Origin of the sequence: Compostimonas suwonensis (genome assembly GCF_002797855.1) — a bacterium.
GTDB classification, from domain to species: Bacteria; Actinomycetota; Actinomycetes; order Actinomycetales; family Microbacteriaceae; genus Compostimonas; species Compostimonas suwonensis.
The window spans coordinates 613,929-632,211 of sequence record NZ_PGFB01000001.1 but is presented as its reverse complement, the minus strand read 5'-3'; the positions used below and the strand labels follow the sequence as shown (position 1 = coordinate 632,211).

16 protein-coding genes are annotated in these 18,283 nt (G+C 70.2%); 7 read left to right on the top strand and 9 right to left on the bottom strand.

Features of this window, described 5'->3' with window-relative positions; translation table 11 throughout:
* The first annotated feature begins 59 nt into the window (after positions 1-59).
* The gene (locus CLV54_RS02750; RefSeq protein WP_100343406.1) at positions 60-1,247 is read left to right on the top strand and encodes an alpha/beta hydrolase; all 1,188 of its coding nucleotides are present in this window, start codon (positions 60-62) and stop codon (positions 1,245-1,247) included.
* 132 nt (positions 1,248-1,379) lie between these two features.
* Here the strand turns inward: CLV54_RS02750 and CLV54_RS02745 are convergent, their stop codons facing one another.
* The 3 genes from CLV54_RS02745 to yczR all read right to left on the bottom strand — a co-directional run bounded on the left by CLV54_RS02745 (position 1,380) and on the right by yczR (position 7,239).
* Positions 1,380-1,847: an NUDIX hydrolase gene (locus CLV54_RS02745; protein ID WP_100343405.1), complete on the bottom strand. Its 468-nt coding sequence runs from the start codon at positions 1,845-1,847 to the stop codon at positions 1,380-1,382.
* A 4-nt stretch (positions 1,848-1,851) separates the two neighbouring features.
* The gene (locus CLV54_RS02740) at positions 1,852-5,553 is read right to left on the bottom strand and encodes an efflux RND transporter permease subunit (protein ID WP_100343404.1); all 3,702 of its coding nucleotides are present in this window, start codon (positions 5,551-5,553) and stop codon (positions 1,852-1,854) included.
* Positions 5,554-5,793: 240 nt separating this feature from the next.
* Positions 5,794-7,239: a MocR-like transcription factor YczR gene (gene yczR / locus CLV54_RS02735; RefSeq protein WP_100343403.1), complete on the bottom strand. Its 1,446-nt coding sequence runs from the start codon at positions 7,237-7,239 to the stop codon at positions 5,794-5,796.
* Between the two features lie 61 nt (positions 7,240-7,300).
* Between yczR and yczE the strand changes: the two genes are divergently transcribed.
* Positions 7,301-7,966 carry a membrane protein YczE gene (gene yczE / locus CLV54_RS02730; RefSeq protein ID WP_211294417.1) on the top strand — a complete coding sequence of 222 codons (666 nt, stop codon included), beginning with the start codon at positions 7,301-7,303 and terminating at the stop codon, positions 7,964-7,966.
* Positions 7,967-8,106: 140 nt separating this feature from the next.
* On the top strand, positions 8,107-8,265 hold the full coding sequence (locus tag CLV54_RS17350) for a hypothetical protein (protein WP_157802781.1): 159 nt from the start codon (positions 8,107-8,109) through the stop codon (positions 8,263-8,265).
* Between the two features lie 46 nt (positions 8,266-8,311).
* Here the strand turns inward: CLV54_RS17350 and CLV54_RS02725 are convergent, their stop codons facing one another.
* On the bottom strand, positions 8,312-9,070 hold the full coding sequence (locus CLV54_RS02725; protein ID WP_100343402.1) for a MerR family transcriptional regulator: 759 nt from the start codon (positions 9,068-9,070) through the stop codon (positions 8,312-8,314).
* A 288-nt stretch (positions 9,071-9,358) separates the two neighbouring features.
* Here CLV54_RS02725 and CLV54_RS02720 point away from each other — a divergent pair, with 288 nt between their 5' ends.
* Entirely contained in the window at positions 9,359-10,219 is an 861-nt protein-coding gene (locus CLV54_RS02720) for a DUF4097 family beta strand repeat-containing protein (protein ID WP_100343401.1), read from the top strand.
* Positions 10,216-10,833 carry a PadR family transcriptional regulator gene (locus tag CLV54_RS02715; RefSeq protein ID WP_100343400.1) on the top strand — a complete coding sequence of 206 codons (618 nt, stop codon included), beginning with the start codon at positions 10,216-10,218 and terminating at the stop codon, positions 10,831-10,833. Before CLV54_RS02720 ends, CLV54_RS02715 begins: the two co-directional genes overlap by 4 nt.
* A 134-nt stretch (positions 10,834-10,967) precedes the next feature.
* On the opposite strand, the gene CLV54_RS02710 is transcribed toward CLV54_RS02715, so the two are convergent.
* Positions 10,968-11,219: a hypothetical protein gene (locus CLV54_RS02710; RefSeq protein WP_100343399.1), complete on the bottom strand. Its 252-nt coding sequence runs from the start codon at positions 11,217-11,219 to the stop codon at positions 10,968-10,970.
* 44 nt (positions 11,220-11,263) lie between these two features.
* On the opposite strand from CLV54_RS02710, the gene CLV54_RS02705 reads away from it, so the two are divergent.
* On the top strand, positions 11,264-11,731 hold the full coding sequence (locus tag CLV54_RS02705; RefSeq protein ID WP_100343398.1) for a MarR family winged helix-turn-helix transcriptional regulator: 468 nt from the start codon (positions 11,264-11,266) through the stop codon (positions 11,729-11,731).
* A 13-nt stretch (positions 11,732-11,744) separates the two neighbouring features.
* Here the strand turns inward: CLV54_RS02705 and CLV54_RS02700 are convergent, their stop codons facing one another.
* Positions 11,745-12,410 (bottom strand): hypothetical protein, encoded by a 666-nt coding sequence (locus CLV54_RS02700; protein WP_100343397.1) that lies wholly within the window; start codon positions 12,408-12,410, stop codon positions 11,745-11,747.
* 63 nt (positions 12,411-12,473) lie between these two features.
* Here CLV54_RS02700 and CLV54_RS02695 point away from each other — a divergent pair, with 63 nt between their 5' ends.
* On the top strand, positions 12,474-14,594 hold the full coding sequence (locus tag CLV54_RS02695) for an APC family permease (RefSeq protein WP_245861247.1): 2,121 nt from the start codon (positions 12,474-12,476) through the stop codon (positions 14,592-14,594).
* Positions 14,595-14,706: 112 nt separating this feature from the next.
* Here CLV54_RS02695 and CLV54_RS02690 read toward each other — a convergent pair whose 3' ends face one another.
* From CLV54_RS02690 to CLV54_RS02680, 3 genes are all read right to left on the bottom strand, one after another.
* Entirely contained in the window at positions 14,707-15,618 is a 912-nt protein-coding gene (locus CLV54_RS02690) for a carbohydrate ABC transporter permease (protein WP_100343396.1), read from the bottom strand.
* Positions 15,615-16,805, bottom strand: a complete 1,191-nt coding sequence (locus CLV54_RS02685) for a carbohydrate ABC transporter permease (RefSeq protein ID WP_100343395.1) — start codon at positions 16,803-16,805, stop codon at positions 15,615-15,617. Before CLV54_RS02685 ends, CLV54_RS02690 begins: the two co-directional genes overlap by 4 nt.
* A gap of 188 nt (positions 16,806-16,993) precedes the next feature.
* Positions 16,994-18,253, bottom strand: coding sequence for a sugar ABC transporter substrate-binding protein (locus CLV54_RS02680; RefSeq protein ID WP_100343394.1), 1,260 nt, complete (start codon positions 18,251-18,253; stop codon positions 16,994-16,996).
* Between the last annotated feature and the right edge of the window lie 30 nt (positions 18,254-18,283).

The window sequence follows — 18,283 nt, the reverse complement described above, 5'->3', positions numbered from 1 at the left end:
CTCGTCACACTCCTGACGCCCCGCGAGCAACCGGAGTTTCCTTCGCCCCACGGAGCCCGATGAAGACCCGAACCCGACGTACCGTCCTCGTGACGAGCGCGGCCGTCCTCGCCGCTGCGGTCGGCGTCATCGCGCTCTCCGGCTTCCACACGGGCGTGCGCGAGCTCGAGCAGCCGGCGGCCGGGGCCGAGAACAGCGAGCTCACGACGAGCGAGCGCATCGGCATCCGCACCTTCGAACCGCCCGCGGGGATCACCGTCGACCCCGACGTGGTCTACGGCACCTCGAACGACGGCGTGCTGCTGACCCTCGACGTGTGCACGCCCCCGGATGTCGCGGCAGACGCATCCGCGACCAACGCACCCGCGACCGACGCATCTGCGGCAGGCCCGGGCGGATCGTCGACGCCCGGGCCCGGCGACGCGGACACGGGCGATACGGAACAGGCCGGCACAGACCGAAGCGACGCAGCCACGGGCGACACCGGCGACACCGGCGACACGGGCGACACGGGCGACACGGAGCAGAGCATCGCCCGCGAGACCGTGCTGTCGATCCACGGCGGCAGCTGGGCGCGCGGCGACAAGGGCAACCCCGACTGGCGCAGCGTCTGCGAGTGGCTCGCCTCCGAGGGCTTCGTCGCGCTCTCGGTCGACTACCGCCTCGCACCCCACGCCGTCTTCCCCGCCGCGCTCGACGACCTGCGCCTCGCGCTCGAGTGGGCGCGCGAGCCCGCGAACGCGCAGGAGTACGGCATCGACCCCACCCGCATCGCGGCGTTCGGCGGCTCGGCGGGCGGCAACCTCGCCGCGCTCCTGGGGCTCGACGGCGAGGGCGAGCTCACCGAGGGCTCGCGGGTCGCGGCCGTCGCGGAGCTCTCCGGCCCCGTCGAGCTGAGCGCCGCCGCCCTCGAGAACGCCCCCGACGGCCTCGTGCTGAGCGTGCTCAGCTACCTCGGCTGCGAGAGCTTCGACGACTGCCCCGCGGCGAAGGATGCCTCTCCCCTCACCCACATCGACGCGAGCGACCCGCCCGTCTTCATCGGGCACTCGCTCGATGAGTTCGTGCCCCTCTCGCAGTCGAAGGACTTCGCGGCGGCCCTGAGCGCCGCGGGCGTCGAATCGCGCCTGATGGTCGTCCCGGGCGCCGACCACTCGATCGGCATCCTCGACGAGACGATGCGCGCGGCCGTCGCCGAGTTCCTGCACCGAGCCCTCGCCGCAGGCGAACGCCCTCGGGGCACGTGAAAGCACTCAGGGCACGTGGAAAGTCGCGTGCCACGGGGATTTGTGCGTGCCACGAGGATTCGTGCGTGCCACGAGGGTAGGCGAGTACACCTCGGGACAGGGCGCGCCGAGCCGGCGGGGCCGGCGCGCGGTTCAGCGGAGGAAGGCGGCCTCGCCCGTCGCGGGCAGCGCGCGGCGCACACGCTCGAGCATGTTGGGCGACAGGGGCGGCAGGGCGTCGAGCGGGAACCACGCGGCATCCGTGTTCTCGCCGTCGGCGGGGTGGGGCTCGCCCGAGACGTAGTCGCAGCGGAAGACGAGGTCGATGTACTGCGAGCGGTCGCCGTTGGGGTAGACGACGGGATGCGTCACCTGCACCCAGGCGAGGCGGGTGGGCTCCGCGACCACATCGGCCTCCTCGAGCACCTCGCGCGCCGCGGCGGTCGCCGGCTGCTCGCCCGGGTCGATGATGCCGGTGACGGGAGTCCACTCGCCGTTGTCGGCGCGACGCACGAGCAGCACCTCGGCATCGCGGACGACCACCGCTGTGACCCCCGACAGCCAGAGCGGGTCGTTGCCGATCTTCTCGCGCAGGGCGAGCACAAAATCGGGTGTCGCCATCGCGCTACCTCTCCGGGTTCTCGTCGGGCGAAGCGGAGAACCCGTCCGACGGCGATTCGGGCTCGTCCGGCGCCTCGCCGCCGTCACCCGACGGCAGCTCGGGCTCGGAGACCGGAAGGCTCGACGGCTCCGACGGCTCCGACGGCTCCGACGGCTCCGACGACGATTCAGACCGGCTTGCGCCGGCAGCCGCCTCGGATGCCTCTGATACCGGCTTTGTGACATCGGCACCGTTGTCGCCGGCCCGAATCGCCGACGAGGCCGACGAGGGATCGGAAACGCCGGCCTGAATCGCCGTATCAGCAGTCGGGGAACCGGCGGCGACGGCACCAGCACCGGCACCGGCACCCGAACCGGCGGCGGCGCCGACACCCGCGGCGATCGCGAGCTGCGGCGGCTTCGGGGCGTCCTGCCGGGCAGCGGCGGCGGCGCGCTCTTCGCGGCGGATCCGGCGGCGCTCGCGCGGGCCCTCGACGACCGAGTACAGCACGGGCAGCACGATGAGGGTGAGGAGCGTCGACGACACGAGCCCGCCGATCACGACGAGCGCGAGCGGCTGCGAGATGAAGCCGCCGTGGCCCGTGAGGCCGATCGCCATGGGCAGCAGCGCAAAGATCGTGGCGAGCGCCGTCATGAGGATGGGCCGCAGACGTCTCGACGAGCCGAGCACGAGCGCCTCGCGCACCTCCAGCCCCTTGTCTCGATACTGGTTCACGAGGTCGACGAGCACGATCGCGTTCGTCACGACGATTCCGATGAGCATAAGCACGCCGATGAGCGAGGAGACGCCGAGCGGAACACCCGTGATGACCTGCAGGCCGATCGCGCCGGTCGCCGCGAAGGGGATCGAGACGAGCAGCAGCAGCGGCTGCAGGAGCGAGCGGAAGGTCGCGACCATCACGATGTAGACGATGAGGATGGCGGCCAGCAGCGCGATGCCGAGCTGCTGGAAGGCCTCGTCCTGGTCGGCCGTGACGCCGCCGAGCTCGGCCGAGGCGCCGCCCGGGAGCTCGACGCCGGCGATGGCGTCGGAGACCTCGGCGCTCGCGGTTCCCAGGTCTTCGCTGTTGGGCGTCACCGAGACGGTCGCGGTGCGCAGGCCGCGCGAGGTCGTGATCGTCGCGGGTCCGTCGACCTGCTCGACCGTCGCGAGCGTGTCGAGGGCGACGGGCCCGGCGATGGTCGGGATCTGGGCGGACGCCAGCTCGTCCTCGGTCGTCGGCGGGTTCTCCGTCTGCAGATAGATCGAGAGAGTCGTCTCGTCGATCACGATGGAGCCGATCGTCGTGGGCTGCATGATCTGCGAGACGATGCTGCCGAGCGCGACCTCGCTGAGCCCGGCGGCGGCCGCGGCATCCCGGTCGACCGTCACGGCGATGTAGGGGCGCGACTCGCTCAGGTTGCTCGTGGCCTGCTTGACGCCGTCGAGGCCGGAGACGGCGTCGAGGATGGCGTCGGCCGAGGTCTGCAGATCGGCCTGGTCGCTGGCCGTGATGTCGATCGCGATGTCGCCCGAGGCGCCGAAGCCGCCCGACGCCGCGAGGGTGACCTCGCCCGCGCCCTGGATGCCGTTGAGCTCGGCGCGCACGGTGTCTTGCAGCGCGACCTGGTCGACGTCGGGGTCTGTGGTGATCGAGTAGCTGATCGTTCCCGAGCCGCCTCCCACGAAGGCGTCGCGCAGCGAGCTCCCGCTCGAGCCGATCGACAGCTGCACGGTCTCGATGCCCGGGATGTCGCGCAGCTTGCCCTCGACGACGGATGCCGCGGCATCCTGCGCCTCGAGGCTCGTGCCCACGGGCAGGGTCTGCGTGACCGACAGCGTGTTCTGGCCGGAGTCGCCGAGGAAGTTGGTCTTCATGCTCGGGACGAGGGCGATGGTTCCGCCGAGCACGAGCACCGCGAGGATGAGGGTGACGGCGGCGTGTTTGAGGGTCCAGCGGATGATCGGCAGGTAGCCGCGCTGCAGTCGGGTGGGCACCTCGTCGAGGTCGACGGCGCCGGCCGGGCTCGCGCGGCGTGCGCGGCGCGAGGGGGCAGCACCCGCGCCAGAACCGGCGGTCGGGATGGCTCCCGTGGCCGGGTTCGCGGTCTGGGCGAGCAGGCGGGTGCCGGCATCCGCCGAGCCCGCGGCGGCGGCGCCCGCACCGACGCCGGCACCAGCACCGACGAGCGCCGGAGCGTGCTCGACGATCGGCGTCTCGGCCGGGTCGGCGGAGTGCGCGCGGGCCTTCGGCGGCCGCAGGAACCAGTAGGCGAGCACGGGCACGATCGTGAGCGCCACGAGCAGCGAGGCGAGCAGGGCGATCGTGACGGTGAGGGCGAAGGGCCGGAACAGCTCGCCCGTCGTGCCCTCGACGAAGGAGATCGGCAGGAAGACGGCGACCGTCGTGATCGTGGAGGCGGTGATCGCGCCGGCCACCTCGCGCACGGCCTCGATGATCGTCTTGGCGCGGTCGGCCCCCGCGACGAGATGCCGCTTGATGTTCTCGATGACGACGATCGAGTCGTCGACGACGCGCCCGATCGCGATCGTGAGCGCGCCGAGCGTGATGATGTTGAGCGTGTAGTCGGCGGCCTGCATGCCGATGAAGGTGATGAGCACCGAGGTGGGGATCGAGATCGCGGTGACCAGGGTGGAGCGGATCGACAGCAGGAACACGAGGATGACGATGACCGCGAAGACGAGGCCGAGCAGGCCCTCCGTCGCGAGCGACTCGATCGACTGCTGGATGTAGGGCGCCTGGTCGAAGACGATCGTGAAGCTCGCCCCGTCGCCGATCGAGTCCTGCAGCTGGGGCAGGACGTCGCGCACGGCGTTCGACACCTCGACGGTGTTGGCCGCCGGGAGCTTCGTGATCGCGATCGTCAGCGCGGGCTTGCCGTCGACGCGGGAGATCGAGGTGGTCGGGTCGTCGGTGAGCTCGACGGTCGCGACATCCCCGATCGTCGTGACCTCGGGGGAGCCCGGCGAGACGATGGGCAGCGCGGAGATCTCGTCGACCGAGTCGAGCTTCGAGCCGGTCTGCACCGCGAAGGTGCGGTCGTCCTGGGTGATCTCGCCCGCGGGCAGCAGCACGCCGTTCTGCGAGATGGCGTCGCGCACGTCCTGGCTCGTGAGGCCGCGGCTCGCGAGCTCGGCGTCGTCGGGGGTGATCGCGACACGCTGGCCCGGGGCGCCGATGAGCTGGGCCTCGCGAACGCCCGCGACGTCTTCGATGTCGCCGAGGGTCGAGCTGCGCAGCTGGTCGGCGAGCGCCTTCTCGTCGCCGTCGTTGGTGATCGCGATCTGCAGCACGGGCAGGTCGTCGAAGCTTCCGCTGATCACCTGCGGGTCGAGGTCTTCGGGCAGCTGCGACGAGATGCGGTTGATCGCCTGGTCGATCTTCTGCTCGGCCGTCGCGAGGTCGGTGCCGTAGGTGAAGGTCGCCGAGATGAGGGAGAGGTTGGTGCTCGAGGTCGCGCTCGTGCTCTCGACGCCGGGAACACCCTGGATCGCCGTCTCGATGGGCGTGCTCACGTCGTCGTTGACGACCTCGGGCGCCGCACCCGGGTAGGTGGTGAGGATCGCGAGCTGCGGGAACTGGATCGAGGGCGCGAGCTCCTGCTTGAGGCTCGTGAGGGCCAGGCCTCCGAAGATCGCGACGACGATCGTCACGAGAGCGATGAGTGCACGGTTCTTCATGCTCAGGACGGCGAGGAACGACACAGGGGTCTCCTTGGGCGGGTGCGGTGCGCCGCGGACGCGGCAGGTGCTGTGGGTGTCGGCGGCGCTGCCTGACGCGCTGATTATCTCATCCGGCCATGCAAGAACACTCCACCCGTTGTGCGGGGCCGTGCGGCGGATGCCGAGCAGGGCGGGTCAGGCGACACGCGCGGCCGCGGCATCCTGAGCGGGATGTCGCAGAATCGACCCTGTTCTGGCGCCGGGCGCCTGTGTCGATACGAGCTAGACGACCTCGGCCAGGTACCCGGCATCGGCGACCGGATGCCGCAGCAACGACTGCCAGGCGAGGCCGAGCGCGTCTACCACCTGGTCGACGTGCTCGACGCTGTAGCCGATCGGAACGCGCAGGAACCGTTCGAAGGCCCCGTCGATGCCGAAGCGCGGGCCCGCCGCGATCACGAGCCCGTGGTTGCGGGCGGCGAGCGCGAGCTGAGAGCTCACGGGGCTGCCGATGCTGACCCACGCGCACAGCCCGCCGTGCAGCTCGGGCACGCGCCAGTCGGGAAAGGCCTCGCCGAGGCGCTCGACGAGGTGGTCGCGACCGGTGCGCAGCTGCCGACGACGGGTCTCGAGGATCTGCGGGAGCTCGGGCAGCAGCTCGCTCACGAGGAGCTGCTCGAGGATGGGCGTTCCCAGATCGCCCGAGGCCCGGGCGGCCACGAGCTTGCGGATGAGCGGGCGCTCGGCGCGGATCCAGCCGAGACGGATGCCGCCCCACAGCGTCTTGCCGACCGAGCCGATGGTCACGGCATCCCCCAGCGCCGCCAGCGGCGGGAAATCGCCCACCCTGTCGATGTCGAGCTGTGCGGCCGTCTCGTCGGCGATCACGACGGTGCCCTGCTGTGCGGCGGTGGCCAGGAGCCGCTCGCGCTGGGCGAGGGGCATCGACTGACCAGTGGGGTTGTGGAAGTCGGGCATCAGGTAGGCGAGCGCCGGGTTGCTGCGCTGCAGGCTCTGCATGAGCGCCGTCTCGTCCCAGCCGGGCTCGTCACCGTGCGCTCCGAAGTCGGCGCTCACGCTCACGGGCACGAGGCGCGCCCCGGCGACGCGGAGCGCCTCGTAGGCGTGCGGGTAGGTGGGCGTCTCGATGAGCGCGCGGTCGCCGCGGCCGAGCAGCACACGCGCAAGGAGGGCGATGGCGTGCTGGGCGCCGACGGTGACCATGATCTGCTCGGCGCCGGTCGGGACCCCGCGCTCGGTGTAGCCCTCGGCGATGGCCGCGCGCAGCTCCGGGAGGCCGACGGGGTCGTAGCCGGGATCGCCGAGGTGGGCGGGCAGTCTCGCGGCCGCCCGTGCCGCGGCATCCGCGAGCCCGGGCGCCGCCGGCAGCGCGGCCTTGGTGAAGTCGATCACTCCGGGCGCGGTCGCGGTGGACGCCGTCTGGATGGGGATCGTGCCGGGCAGCCGGATGGCGCTGCCCGAGCCGCGCACGCTCTGCAGGAAGCCGGCCTCGCGCAGCTCGCGGTAGGCGGCCGCCACGGTCGTGCGGCTCAGGCCGAGCACCGTCGAGAGCTCGCGCTCGGCCGGCAGCCGGGTGTCGATGGGGATGCGACCGTCGATCGTGAGGAGCCTCAGCCTGTCGGCGAGCGCCTGGTACGCGGGAGCCGCGCCACGCCAGTCGCCGAGGAGCGTGTCGAGGGCGCGAGCGGAGAGCTGGACCGGTGTCATCAGTCCACTCTATCGAAATTGGCTTCTTGTTAGAAGGCCAATTGTACAATTGGATTGCTTTGTGACCCGGCGTATCGTTCAGTTCTCCATCGGCCTCGTGCTCTACGGGGTGGCGATCGCCATGATCGTGCGCGCGGGAATCGGCGTCTCCCCCTGGGACGCCCTCACGCAGGGCATCGACAATCTCACCGGCTGGGGCTTCGGCCTCATCACGGTCGTCGTCGGAGCCGTCGTGCTGCTGCTCTGGATCCCGCTCCGCCAGAAGCCGGGAATCGGAACCGTGCTCAACGTGATCGTCGTGGGGCCCGCCGCCGATCTCGGCTTCTGGCTCATCCCCGAGGGACTCGAGCTGTGGGCCCGCATCCTGCTCTTCGCGGGCGGCCTCCTCGCCCTCGCGATCGCGACCGGCCTCTACATCGGGGCGCGCTTCGGCCCCGGCCCGCGCGACGGGCTCATGACCGGCCTGCACGCCCGCACCGGCTGGCCGATCTGGGTGGGCCGCACGATGGTCGAGGCCACCGTGCTGCTCGCCGGCTGGCTCATGGGCGGCAACGCCGGCATCGGCACGCTGCTCTTCGCCGTGCTCATCGGGCCGCTGTGCAACTGGACGATCCCGCTGCTGACCGTGCCGATCCGAGAGAAGGATGCCGCGGCATCCGAGCTCGAGACAGCGCTGGAGGGGTCTGCAGCCCCCTCCACGCCCGCGCTCGACAGCCCCGCGAACTGACCCGCGCCCGGCGGACGCCGCCATCCGAGCATTCGCAGCAGTCGCAGCACTCGCGACCGCCCCGACACGCACGGCTGCCCCGACCGCACGAGCACCCGACCATCACCCCGTCCCCGCCGCACCGTGCCGAAAGGAGCATCGTGTTCGTCTTCTTCGCAACCCTCATCGCCCTGAGCGCCTGGGCCGTCGCCGCGAGCATCGTGGGCGTGGCTCGCGACGGCTACCGCCGCCGGCCGACCCGCGATCCGGCCACCGCACACCAGGACGTGCACGCCGACCACGATCGCGAGCGGCCCTAGCCCTCTCGCTGCGACGAGAGCTCGCAACGGCGAGAGCTCGCAGCGACTAGAGCTCGCGGTCGGCGTAGACGCGCATCGCGTCGCGCACGAACTCGGCGCCGGCCTGGCCGCCGTAGTTCGCGCCGAATCGCGGATCGGCCACGTACATCTCGCCGAGGCCCACGAAGTACTCCTTCGTCGGCCCGGTCGTGCCGCTCCCCGGGGTTCCGGGCACGCCGGCCAGCCACTCGAACTGCCGCCGGGCGAGAGTCTGCGCCTCGTCGCTCTCCGGCGCGATGCCGCTCGCCGCGGCCTCGCTCCAGTCGCGGACGAGCAGCTGCACGTGCTGCATCCAGTCCTTCTTCTGCGCCGGGCTCAACGCACTCCACCAGGCGTCGCTTCTCGCGTACGCCTCCGTGCCCCACCGCTCCTCGACCTCCTCCCGGTAGCGGGAGTGGTCGAAGCCGTCGAACATGTTCTCCGCCATGAGTCGTTCACCTCCTTCCAATGCCTGGATCGTCTTCTCCACCGACGCGATCTGCCGGGCCAGCCGGTCTCGCTCCTGCTCGAGCCACCGGAGGTGGCTCAGGAGGGCGTGCCCGGCATCCGCCTGCCGTTCGAGGATGTCGCCGATCGCCGGCAGCCCGAGGCCGAGCTGCCTCAGCATCAGGATCCTCTGCAGGCGCACGAGGGCCGCCTCGTCGTAGTAGCGGTAGCCGTTGCCGCCGATGCGGCTCGGCTCGAGCAGGCCGATGTCGCCGTAGTGACGGAGCGTTCTGCTCGTCGTTCCCGCGACACGGGCGATCTCGTGGATCGGCCAGTCCATCGCCCCTCGCCTTCCTGCCCGCTGCCGCACCGTCCGCGGCGCCGCCGCCCTCGGCATCGCCGTCGGCGGAGCCCGCGGCGTCTCCGCGGTGAGACCCACGCTAGAGCTTGACGTTGCGTCAATGTCAAGCGGGAATTCCCCGGATGACTTGCGAACTCCGCAAACGCGATATATCGTGTTGTCTCATAACTCGCGATATATCGCGAGAGACAGGATTCGCGGCATCCATCGATCGCCGACGACAGACACGACAGAGAACAGACGTATAAGAGAGAGAAGGAGTGACTCATGGCCCTGCAGAAGTGGCTGCTCACCGAACCCCGCATCATCGACCTCGAACTCGTGCGTTCGCTCACGGTGGGCCTCATCGCCGGCAAAGTCGACATCATCGGGCACGACGAGCCCGGCGCGCGCATCGAGGTGCACTCGGTGTCGGGCAAGGAGCTGCGCATCGAGATCGACGGCGACCGCCTCGAGATCGACCACCCGCAGCTGCGCTGGGACAATTTCATCGAGGTCTTCCGCACCTTCCGGGGCAGCGCGCGGGCCGACATCAGCGTTATGGTGCCGCGCAACGTGGCGCTCAAGTTCGGCGTGGTCTCGGCGAACGCGCTCGTCTCGGGCCTCGTCACCGACGCCCGCATCAGCACCGTGAGCGGCGACATCGTCATCGACGACGTCACGGGCGACCTCGAGCTCAACAGCGTGAGCGGGGAGCTCTCGGCGCGCAACCACACGGGCCGGGTCACCGCCCACACCGTGAGCGGCGACATCATGGCCCAGGGCGAGCTCAGCAGCTTCACCTCCGACGGGGTCTCGGGCAACGTCTTCCTCGACGTGCTCGGCATCCCCGACCGCATCCGCACCAACACGGTGAGCGGCGACCTCACCGTGCGCCTCGACGAGGGCGTGCCCGCCCACTACAAGGTCAACACCGTGTCGGGAAAGCTGCAGCTCGACAACCACTCCGTCAGCGGCGTGCGCGGCTCCACCTACACACTGAGCACGGGCGAGCTGGCCGGGCAGTGGGTGGATGTCGCGGCCAACTCGGTCTCGGGAGACGTCTCCGTCGTGCGCCGCTTCGTCGACCCCGCCGCCGCGCCCGCAGCCGCCGCCGACGGAACCGCCTCGGACGGGGCATCCGCATGACGCCGCCCGTCTTCGCGCACGGCCGCCTGCGCCTCTACCTGCTGAGCCTGCTCGCGGAGGAGCCGCGCCACGGCTACGAGCTCATCCAGGCGCTCAGCGACCGCTTCGGCGGAACCTACAGCCCGAGCGCCGGCACGATCTACCCCCGGCTCGCGAAGCTCGAGGACGAGGGCCTCGTGACCAAGACGACGGAGGGCCGCAAGACCGTCTACGCGATCACGGACGCCGGCCGCGCCGAGCTCGCGAGCCGCGAGGGCGACCTCGACGCGATCGAGGACGAGGTCACCGACTCGGTGCGCCGCCTCGCCGACGAGGTGCGCGCCGGGGTCAACCAGGCGATGAAGAGCATGAAGGCCGACCTCGCCTCGGCCGCGCGTCAGGCCAAGCAGGAGGCGCGGGCGGCGGGGCGCACCGCGAACGTGACCGTCGACGCCCACCTGGGCGCGACGAGGGCGCTGCGCGACGCCGACCTGCTGCTCACTGAGTTCCGCCAGCAGCTGCGCACCGATCTGCGCTCCTACGCCGCCCGGCGCGCACTGCCCGAGGCGACCGTGAACCAGTTGCGCGCGCAGCTCGCGCAGGTGCGCGCCGACATCCTGCGCACCCTCGACTGAGCCCCTCCCCCTCCCCGATGCAGGAGACCCCGCCGTCAGGCCGGCAATCCCCCGACGGATCGACGCCCCGACCGGCTGAAGTCCGGCATTGGGGAGGGTGAATCCTGCATTGGGGTGAGGGGAAAGGAAGAGGGTCAGGCGGCGGCGGTCGGGCAGTACAGCTGGGTGCGCTCGCCGGAGCGGTCGATCTCGTGCAACGACATCGGCTGGCCGCACAGCGGGCAGGCGCGCTCGGACGACGGCTGCGGCGGCGCCTCGTCGTAGGGGCCGAGCGGGGGCGGGCCGAGATAGGGGAAGAGCTTGCGGTTCATCCGCTCGACGAGACCCCCGAAGCCCTTGGCTCCGGCCGGGGTGTCGCCTGCGGTGTCAGATTTGCCTCGTGCCATAATGATTAGTGTACTAACTAATTACGGATCATGGGAGAGTTTCGATGACGGCGAACGCGACATCCACACACGGGGCCGGTGAGGCCACCGACCTGCTCGCCCTCGAGAACCAGGTGTGCTTCGCCCTCGCCGTCGCCTCGCGCAGCGTCATCGCGCTCTACCGGCCCGTGCTCGAGCCGCTCGGGCTCACGCATCCGCAGTACCTCGTGATGCTCACCCTCTGGCAGCAGGGCACGTGCTCGGTCAAAGAGCTGGGCGAGACCCTGCAGCTCGACCCCGCGACCCTCTCCCCCCTGCTCAAACGGCTCGAGACGATCGGCTATCTGCAGCGGCGACGCAGCACGAGCGACGAGCGGATGCTCGAGATCTCGCTCACCGAGGCGGGCGTCGCCCTGCGCGGCCGGGCCGAGCTCATCCCGCCGCAGATCGTGGAGCGGCTCGGGATGCCGCTCGAGAAGCTCGACGAGCTGCGCACGGCCCTGCACACCGTCATCGCGGCCGCGCAGCCGTAGCGTCGTCCCGGCCTCAACCGGCGAAGCGCACGGCCACGCCGACGTCCTGCACACGGTCGCTCGCGGCGGTGTGGTCGTTGCGGGTGTAGATCGCGCACCGCTCGACCGCGCAGTCGAGCACCTCGTCGGCGACCGGCACCTCGAGGTAGGCCGTGAAGGTGCCCGCGGCCGGGTCGTCGTAGCCGCGCGAGGCGAAGAGCTTCCACGCCCAGTCGTCGTTGATCCAGTTGGATGCCGCGAACTGCTGCTCGCCCTGCGCGTCGCCGCTCGGCTCCCCCGACTGCTCCGGCACCCCGCCGATGCACGGCGACGGCTTCTCGGTGACCGCGTCCGGGATGCGGCACAGACCCACGTAGACGCCCCGGGAGGCGTCGTACCCCTCGCCGCGCACGACGAGCCGCTCGCCGGGCGTCAGCGCACCGGCATCCGCGGGGGTCACGCCGTCGGCCTCGAAGACGGAGAGCACGCGCGTTCGGCCGTCGTCGCCGTCCGCGCTCACGGTCGAGGCGAAGTCGTCGTCGGCGGGCCGCTGCGTCGAATATCCCTGCGGGGTGTGCGTGACGATCGGCACGATCACCGCTGCGACGACCCCCAGGACGATCACGACGAGGGCCGCGATCAGCCACGGCCAGACACTTCGGCGCCGTGGGCCGGGAACCTCGGCGGAGTGGGATGTCACCCCTGAATTCTAGAGGCGCGCACCAACTTGACACGGGCTTCCGACGGAGTAGTGTTCTCGCTCGTGACAAGTGAGGGTCAAGGCACCGGCACTGAGAACCGTTCCGCCAAACGCTGGCTGATCGGCGAGCCGCTGTCGAACGACAAACTCGAAGGCCAGCTGCTGCCCAAGCATCTGGCCTTGCCTATTTTCGCGAGCGACCCGCTCTCCTCCGTCGCCTACGCGCCGCAAGAGCTGCTGATGATCCTGATGCTCGGCGGGCTGGCCTTCCTGAGCTTCGCGCCGTGGGTCGCCGCGGCCGTCGTGCTGCTGCTCATCGTCGTCGTCGCGAGCTACCGTCAGCTCATCAAGGCCTACCCCTCGGGCGGTGGCGACTACGAGGTGGCGCACAAGAACCTGGGCGAGAAGGCCGGCCTGGTCGTGGCATCCGCTCTTCTCGTCGACTACGTGCTCACCGTGGCGGTGTCGGTCGCGAGCGGCGTCGACAACATCATCTCCGCCCTGCCCTTCCTCAACCCCTACCGCGTGGTCATCGCGATCGCCTTCGTCGCGATCCTCGCCGCGATCAACCTGCGCGGGGTGCGCGAGTCGAGCAACGCCTTCGCGATCCCCACCTACCTCTTCATCGGCAGCGTCTTCGTGATGATCGTCGTCGGGCTCGCGCGCACCGTCTTCGGAGACGCGCCCGTCGCCGAGTCCGCGGGCTTCACGGTGCAGGGCGAGTCGCTCACGCAGGCCGCCTTCATACTGCTGCTGCTGCGCGCCTTCTCGAGCGGATGCAGCGCGCTCACCGGTGTCGAGGCGATCTCCAACGGCGTGCCCGCCTTCCGCCGCCCCAAGGTGCAGAACGCGCAGAAGACCCTCGTCGCCATGGGCGCCATCGCGATCATCCTGTTCGCGGGCCTCACCGCCGTCGCCCTCATCGCGAACGTGCACTACGCGGAGGTGCCCTGCCATCTGATCGGCTGGGCGGACTGCGCCACCGAGCCGCAGCGCAGTCTCATGGCGCAGGTCGCGGCATCCGTCTTCGGCGACAACTCGATCCTGTTCTTCGTCATCCAGGCGACGACGGCCGCCGTGCTGCTGCTCGCGGCGAACACGGCGTTCAACGGCTTCCCGCTGCTCGGCTCGGTGCTGGCCCGCGACAGCTACGCGCCGAAGGCGCTCAACACCCGCGGCGACCGTCTCATCTTCTCCAACGGCGTGATCGTCCTGGCCCTCGCGGCGAGCGCCATCCTGCTCGTCTTCCAGGCGAACCTCACCCAGCTCATCCAGCTGTACATCATCGGCGTGTTCGTCTCGTTCACGCTCGGGCAGTCGGGCATGGTCAAGCACTGGTGGACCATACTCAAGAACGGCTGCTCCGATCGCGGCGCGGCCTGGCGGGGCCTCGCGATCAACGGCTTCGGAGCGCTCCTGACCGCGATCGTGCTCATCGTCGTGACGATCACCAAGTTCACCCACGGGGCGTGGATCGTCTTCGCGATCATGCCCGTGCTCTACCTGCTCATGCTCGGCGTGAACCGCTACTACCGCGACGTCGAGAAGGAGATCGAGGTCGACATGACCACGACCTTCGGCGCCACCGGCGACCATGCCGTCGTGCTCGTCAACCGCATGCAGAAGCCTGTGCTCAAGGCCCTCGACTACGCGATCGCGGCCCGGCACGACTCGATCGAGGCCGTGCACATCTCCATCGACGACGAGGCGACGGAGCGTCTGCAGACCCAGTGGGAGCAGATGAACATCCAGGTGCCGCTCACGATCATCTCCTCGCCGTACCGCGATTTCGGCATGCCCCTCATCAAGTACATCAAGCAGCGCAGGGCCGAGCACGGCTCCGAGGTCATCACCGTGTACATGCCGCAGTACATCGTGGGCCACTGGTGGGAGAACATCCTGCACAACCACCGCTCGCGGCGCATCAGCAAGCAGCTGATGCTCTGCCACGGCGTCACGATCGCGCTCGTGCCCTGGCTGCTCGACTCCTCCGAGCTCATCTACGGCCGGCGCTCGCGCCCGCTGCCCGGCCAGGACCGCCGCGGCGAGCCCGTGCGCCCCGTCGTGCGCAAGCCGCTCGAGCCGGCCTCGAAGACGGCCGCCCCGAACGCGGGCACGGCCGCCGGGAGCTCCGCGAGGCCCGCCGCGGCACCCGCGAAGCCCAAGCGCCGCGGCAAGAAGTAGCTCGCGGCGCGGCATCCTCTCGTCGTTTCGTCGCGGCGCACGTCGTTCGTCGCGGCGCATGCTCGAAGCTGCGCCCCGACGAGCACCGTGCGCCACGAGAGGGGTCGACGGCTCAGCCCTTCTCCGCGCCCTCCGTCGTGTTCATGATGCGCTTCTGGAAGATGAAGAAGATCACGGCCACGGGGATCGTCATGAGCACGGCCGCGGCGAGCTGCAGCGGGTACTGGTTGCCCGTTCCGAGCTGGCCGGAGACGAGCGAGGCGACACCCGTCGTGAGGGTGTTGAGGTCGGCGCTCTGCCGCGACACCACGAAGTGCGCGAACTCGTTCCACGAGCCCTGGAAGCTCAGGATGAACAGGGTCACGAGGGCCGGGCGCGCCATCGGCAGGATGATCGTCCAGAAGGTGCGGAAGACGCCCGCGCCGTCGATGCGCGCCGCCTCCTCGACACTCGTCGGGATCGAGTCGAAGAACTGCTTCATGATGAAGATCCCGGCGGCGTCGGCGGCGAGCGGGATGATCATGCCCGCGTAGCTGTCGTAGAGGCCGAGCTGCTGCAGGATGAGGAAGCGCGGGATGAGCAGCACGACGTTCGGCACCGAGAGCACGGCGATGAACCCCGCGAACAGGATCGTGCGGCCGCGGAAGTTCAGCCGCGAGAGCGCGTAGCCGGCGAGCGAGTCGAAGAACACCCGCCCGGCCGTCACGACGATCGTCACGATCGCCGAGTTCATCGCCCACAACGGCAGCGGCACGTCGGTGAAGAGCCGGTCGTAGGCGGCGAACGACCAGGTCTGCGGCAGCAGCGAGAGCGGGTTGCCGGTCGCGTCGGCGTCGGTCTTGAACGACGAGGCGATCGAGATGAGGAAGGGGTAGATGTACACGAGCGCGAGCGCGATGAGCATGATGTAGCTGAGCGTCGCGGTCGTGCGCAGGCGGGCGGAGAGCCGGCGCTTGCGATAGACGCGGGGTGCGGCATCCTTCGGGGCTCCGGATGACGCGACCGTCGTGGATGTCGCGGTCATGCCCGGCCACCTCCCGTCGTGCCGCGGCTTGGCGTCGCGCTGCCGCCGCGCGGCCCCGCCTCGACGCGCGCGAGGTCTGCGAGCACGGCCTCCTGGCTCGGCCCGCCCGGTGGGCTCGGCGGCGCGCCGTCGGTGCCGCCTCCCGGCCGGCGCCTCCTGCCGCGCTTCGGCTTCTCGTCGCGGTCGCGCAGGATGAACCTCTGCAGCAGCGTGAGCACCACGATGATCGCGAAGAGGATGAACGCGATCGCGGCGCCCCGGCCCCACTTGAGATCGGTGAACGACGTCTCGTACGCGAGGTACGCGGGCGTGAGCAGGGTCTTGCCCGGTGAGCCGCCTCCCGTGAGGTAGATCTGGTCGAAGACCTGCCAGGTGCCGATGAGCCCCAGGGTGAGCACGGTGAAGAGCGTGGGCTTGAGCATCGGCAGCGTCACCGAGAAGAACTTGCGGAAGGCGCCGGCGCCGTCCATGACGGCCGCCTCCTCGACCTCGGCTCCCACGTTCTGCAGCGCCGCGAGGAAGAGCAGCATGAACGTGCCGGAGGTCGTGAAGATCGAGAGGATGATGAGCGCGCACATGGCGACGGAGGGGCCGCTCAGCCAGTCCCACCAGCTGAGGCCGAGCGGGCCGGCCGTGGCGAGCGCGGGCGGGGCCGAGTCGACGCCGAAGAGCTGCAGGAAATTGTGGATGATGCCGCTCGGGTCGGCGAACCAGGTCGGCCCGCTCACGCCGATGAGGGCGAGCAGCTGGTTGACGACGCCCGAGGCGCTGAACAGGAACAGGAACACGACGGTGATGGCGATCGAGCTCGTCACCGACGGGAAGTAGAAGGCCGTGCGGAAGAAGCCGCGGCCGCGCAGGATGCGCCGGTTCACCTGCACCGCGAGGAAGAGCGCGAGCGCCGTCTGGCACGGGATGACGAGGATGACGTAGTAGAGGTTGTTGCGGATCGAGGTGCCGAAGTCCTTCTGGGCGAGCCCGGGATCGACGAGCACGTCCTGGTAGTTCTGCAGACCCACGAATTCGGCCGTGCCGCCGAGCGGCGAGCCGAGCCCGTTCCAGTTGCTGAAGCTCACCCACAGCGCGAGGAAGATCGGCAGCACGAGGAACACCCCGATGATGATGATCGCGGGGGAGGTGAAGAGCCAGCCGTAGCGGCCTTCCGCGCCTCGGATTCCCTTGCTCATAGCTGTCTCCTCGGGTCGTGTGTGCGGGTATCGCCTCGCCTCCCACCGGCAATCCAGGCCGCGGCATCCACGAGCGCCTGCGTGCGCGGCGTGTCGATGCTGGGGGGAGGGGGCAGCCTGAACCGCCGGTGGGGGTCGTGGGCCGCGGCATCCGTCCGATGAGCGGTGACGGATGCCGCGGCGACGGGTCAGCCGTTGGCCTCGTCGAGCGCGGCCTGCAGGTTCGTCTGCAGGTTCGCGAGGATCGAGGCGGGATCACCGGTCGCGAGGCCCTCCAACTCCGAGTTGAAGTCGGTGATCACGGCGGCGGCGCCCGCGAAGGCCACCGGGCTCACGGCGTAGTCGTTGCCCGTGACGAAGGCCGCGTTCTCGGGGTACTTCGTCGCGTACTCGGCGGCGCCCGACTCGGTGGAGGGGATGACGCCGAATGCGTCGGCGAAGGCGAGCTGCTGCTCATCGCTCGTCAGGAACTCGACGAGCGACGTCGCCTGGTCGAGCGTGTCCGACGCGGCCGGGATGCCCCAGCAGTTGCTGAAGGTGAACGTCGACTGGCCGCCCGGGCCGGCCGGCAGCTCGGCGATCCGGTAGTTGACATCGGGGAAGTCGGCCGCGAGACCGCCGTTGATCCACGGGCCCTCGATGACCATGGCCGCCTGGCCCTTGCCGAAGGCCTCGCCCGACCAGCCCGAGTCGAGCGCGGACGGGAACTTGAGGGTGCCCGCCGTCAGCATCTTCTGCACCTCGGTGAGCCCCGCGACGTTCTCGGGCGTGTCTGCGGTGACCGTCGTGCCGTCGTCGCTCACGAGCTCGCCGCCCGCCTGGTTCATGAAGACGCCGATGCGCGCGTACTCGGGGCCGAAGGAGAGGCCCGTGACACCGCCGGCGGTCAGCTTCGTCGCCGCGGCCTCGAGGCTCGCCCAGTCGGTGGGGATGTCGGCATCCGTGAGCCCGGCCGCCGCCCAGAGATCGGTGTTGATCACGAGGCCGAGGGTCGAGAAGTCCTTCGGGGCGCAGTAGAAGGTGTCGTCGAAGCTGAAGGCGTCCTTGAGAGACGGATAGAAGGCGTCGGCGTTCGCGAGGTCCTCGGCGTACGGCTCGAGGTACTGCTGGCTCGCGTAGGTCTGGAACTGGTCCCAGCTCATGTAGAAGACGTCCGGCGGGTTGCCGCCGGAGAAGCCCTGGCCGAGCTGCTGGGTGAGGTCGCTCGCCGCGACGACCTCGACCGAGGTCCCGTTCTCGTCGGCCCAGGCCTTGGTCGCGGCCTCGACCGCCGCCGTCTCCGCCTCGCCGCTCGAGCCGATGAGCATCGTGAGGCCGGCAGCGTCGCCGCCTCCGTCGCTCGGGCCGCCGCCGGAGCCGCCGCTCGAACAGGCCGCGAGGCTCACCATGAGCCCGGCGGCGGCAATGGCGGCGCCCACGCGGGCGCCCCTCCATCGTGTTGTGGTCATTGTCGTTCCTTTCCTGGGGTTCGGCGGGCG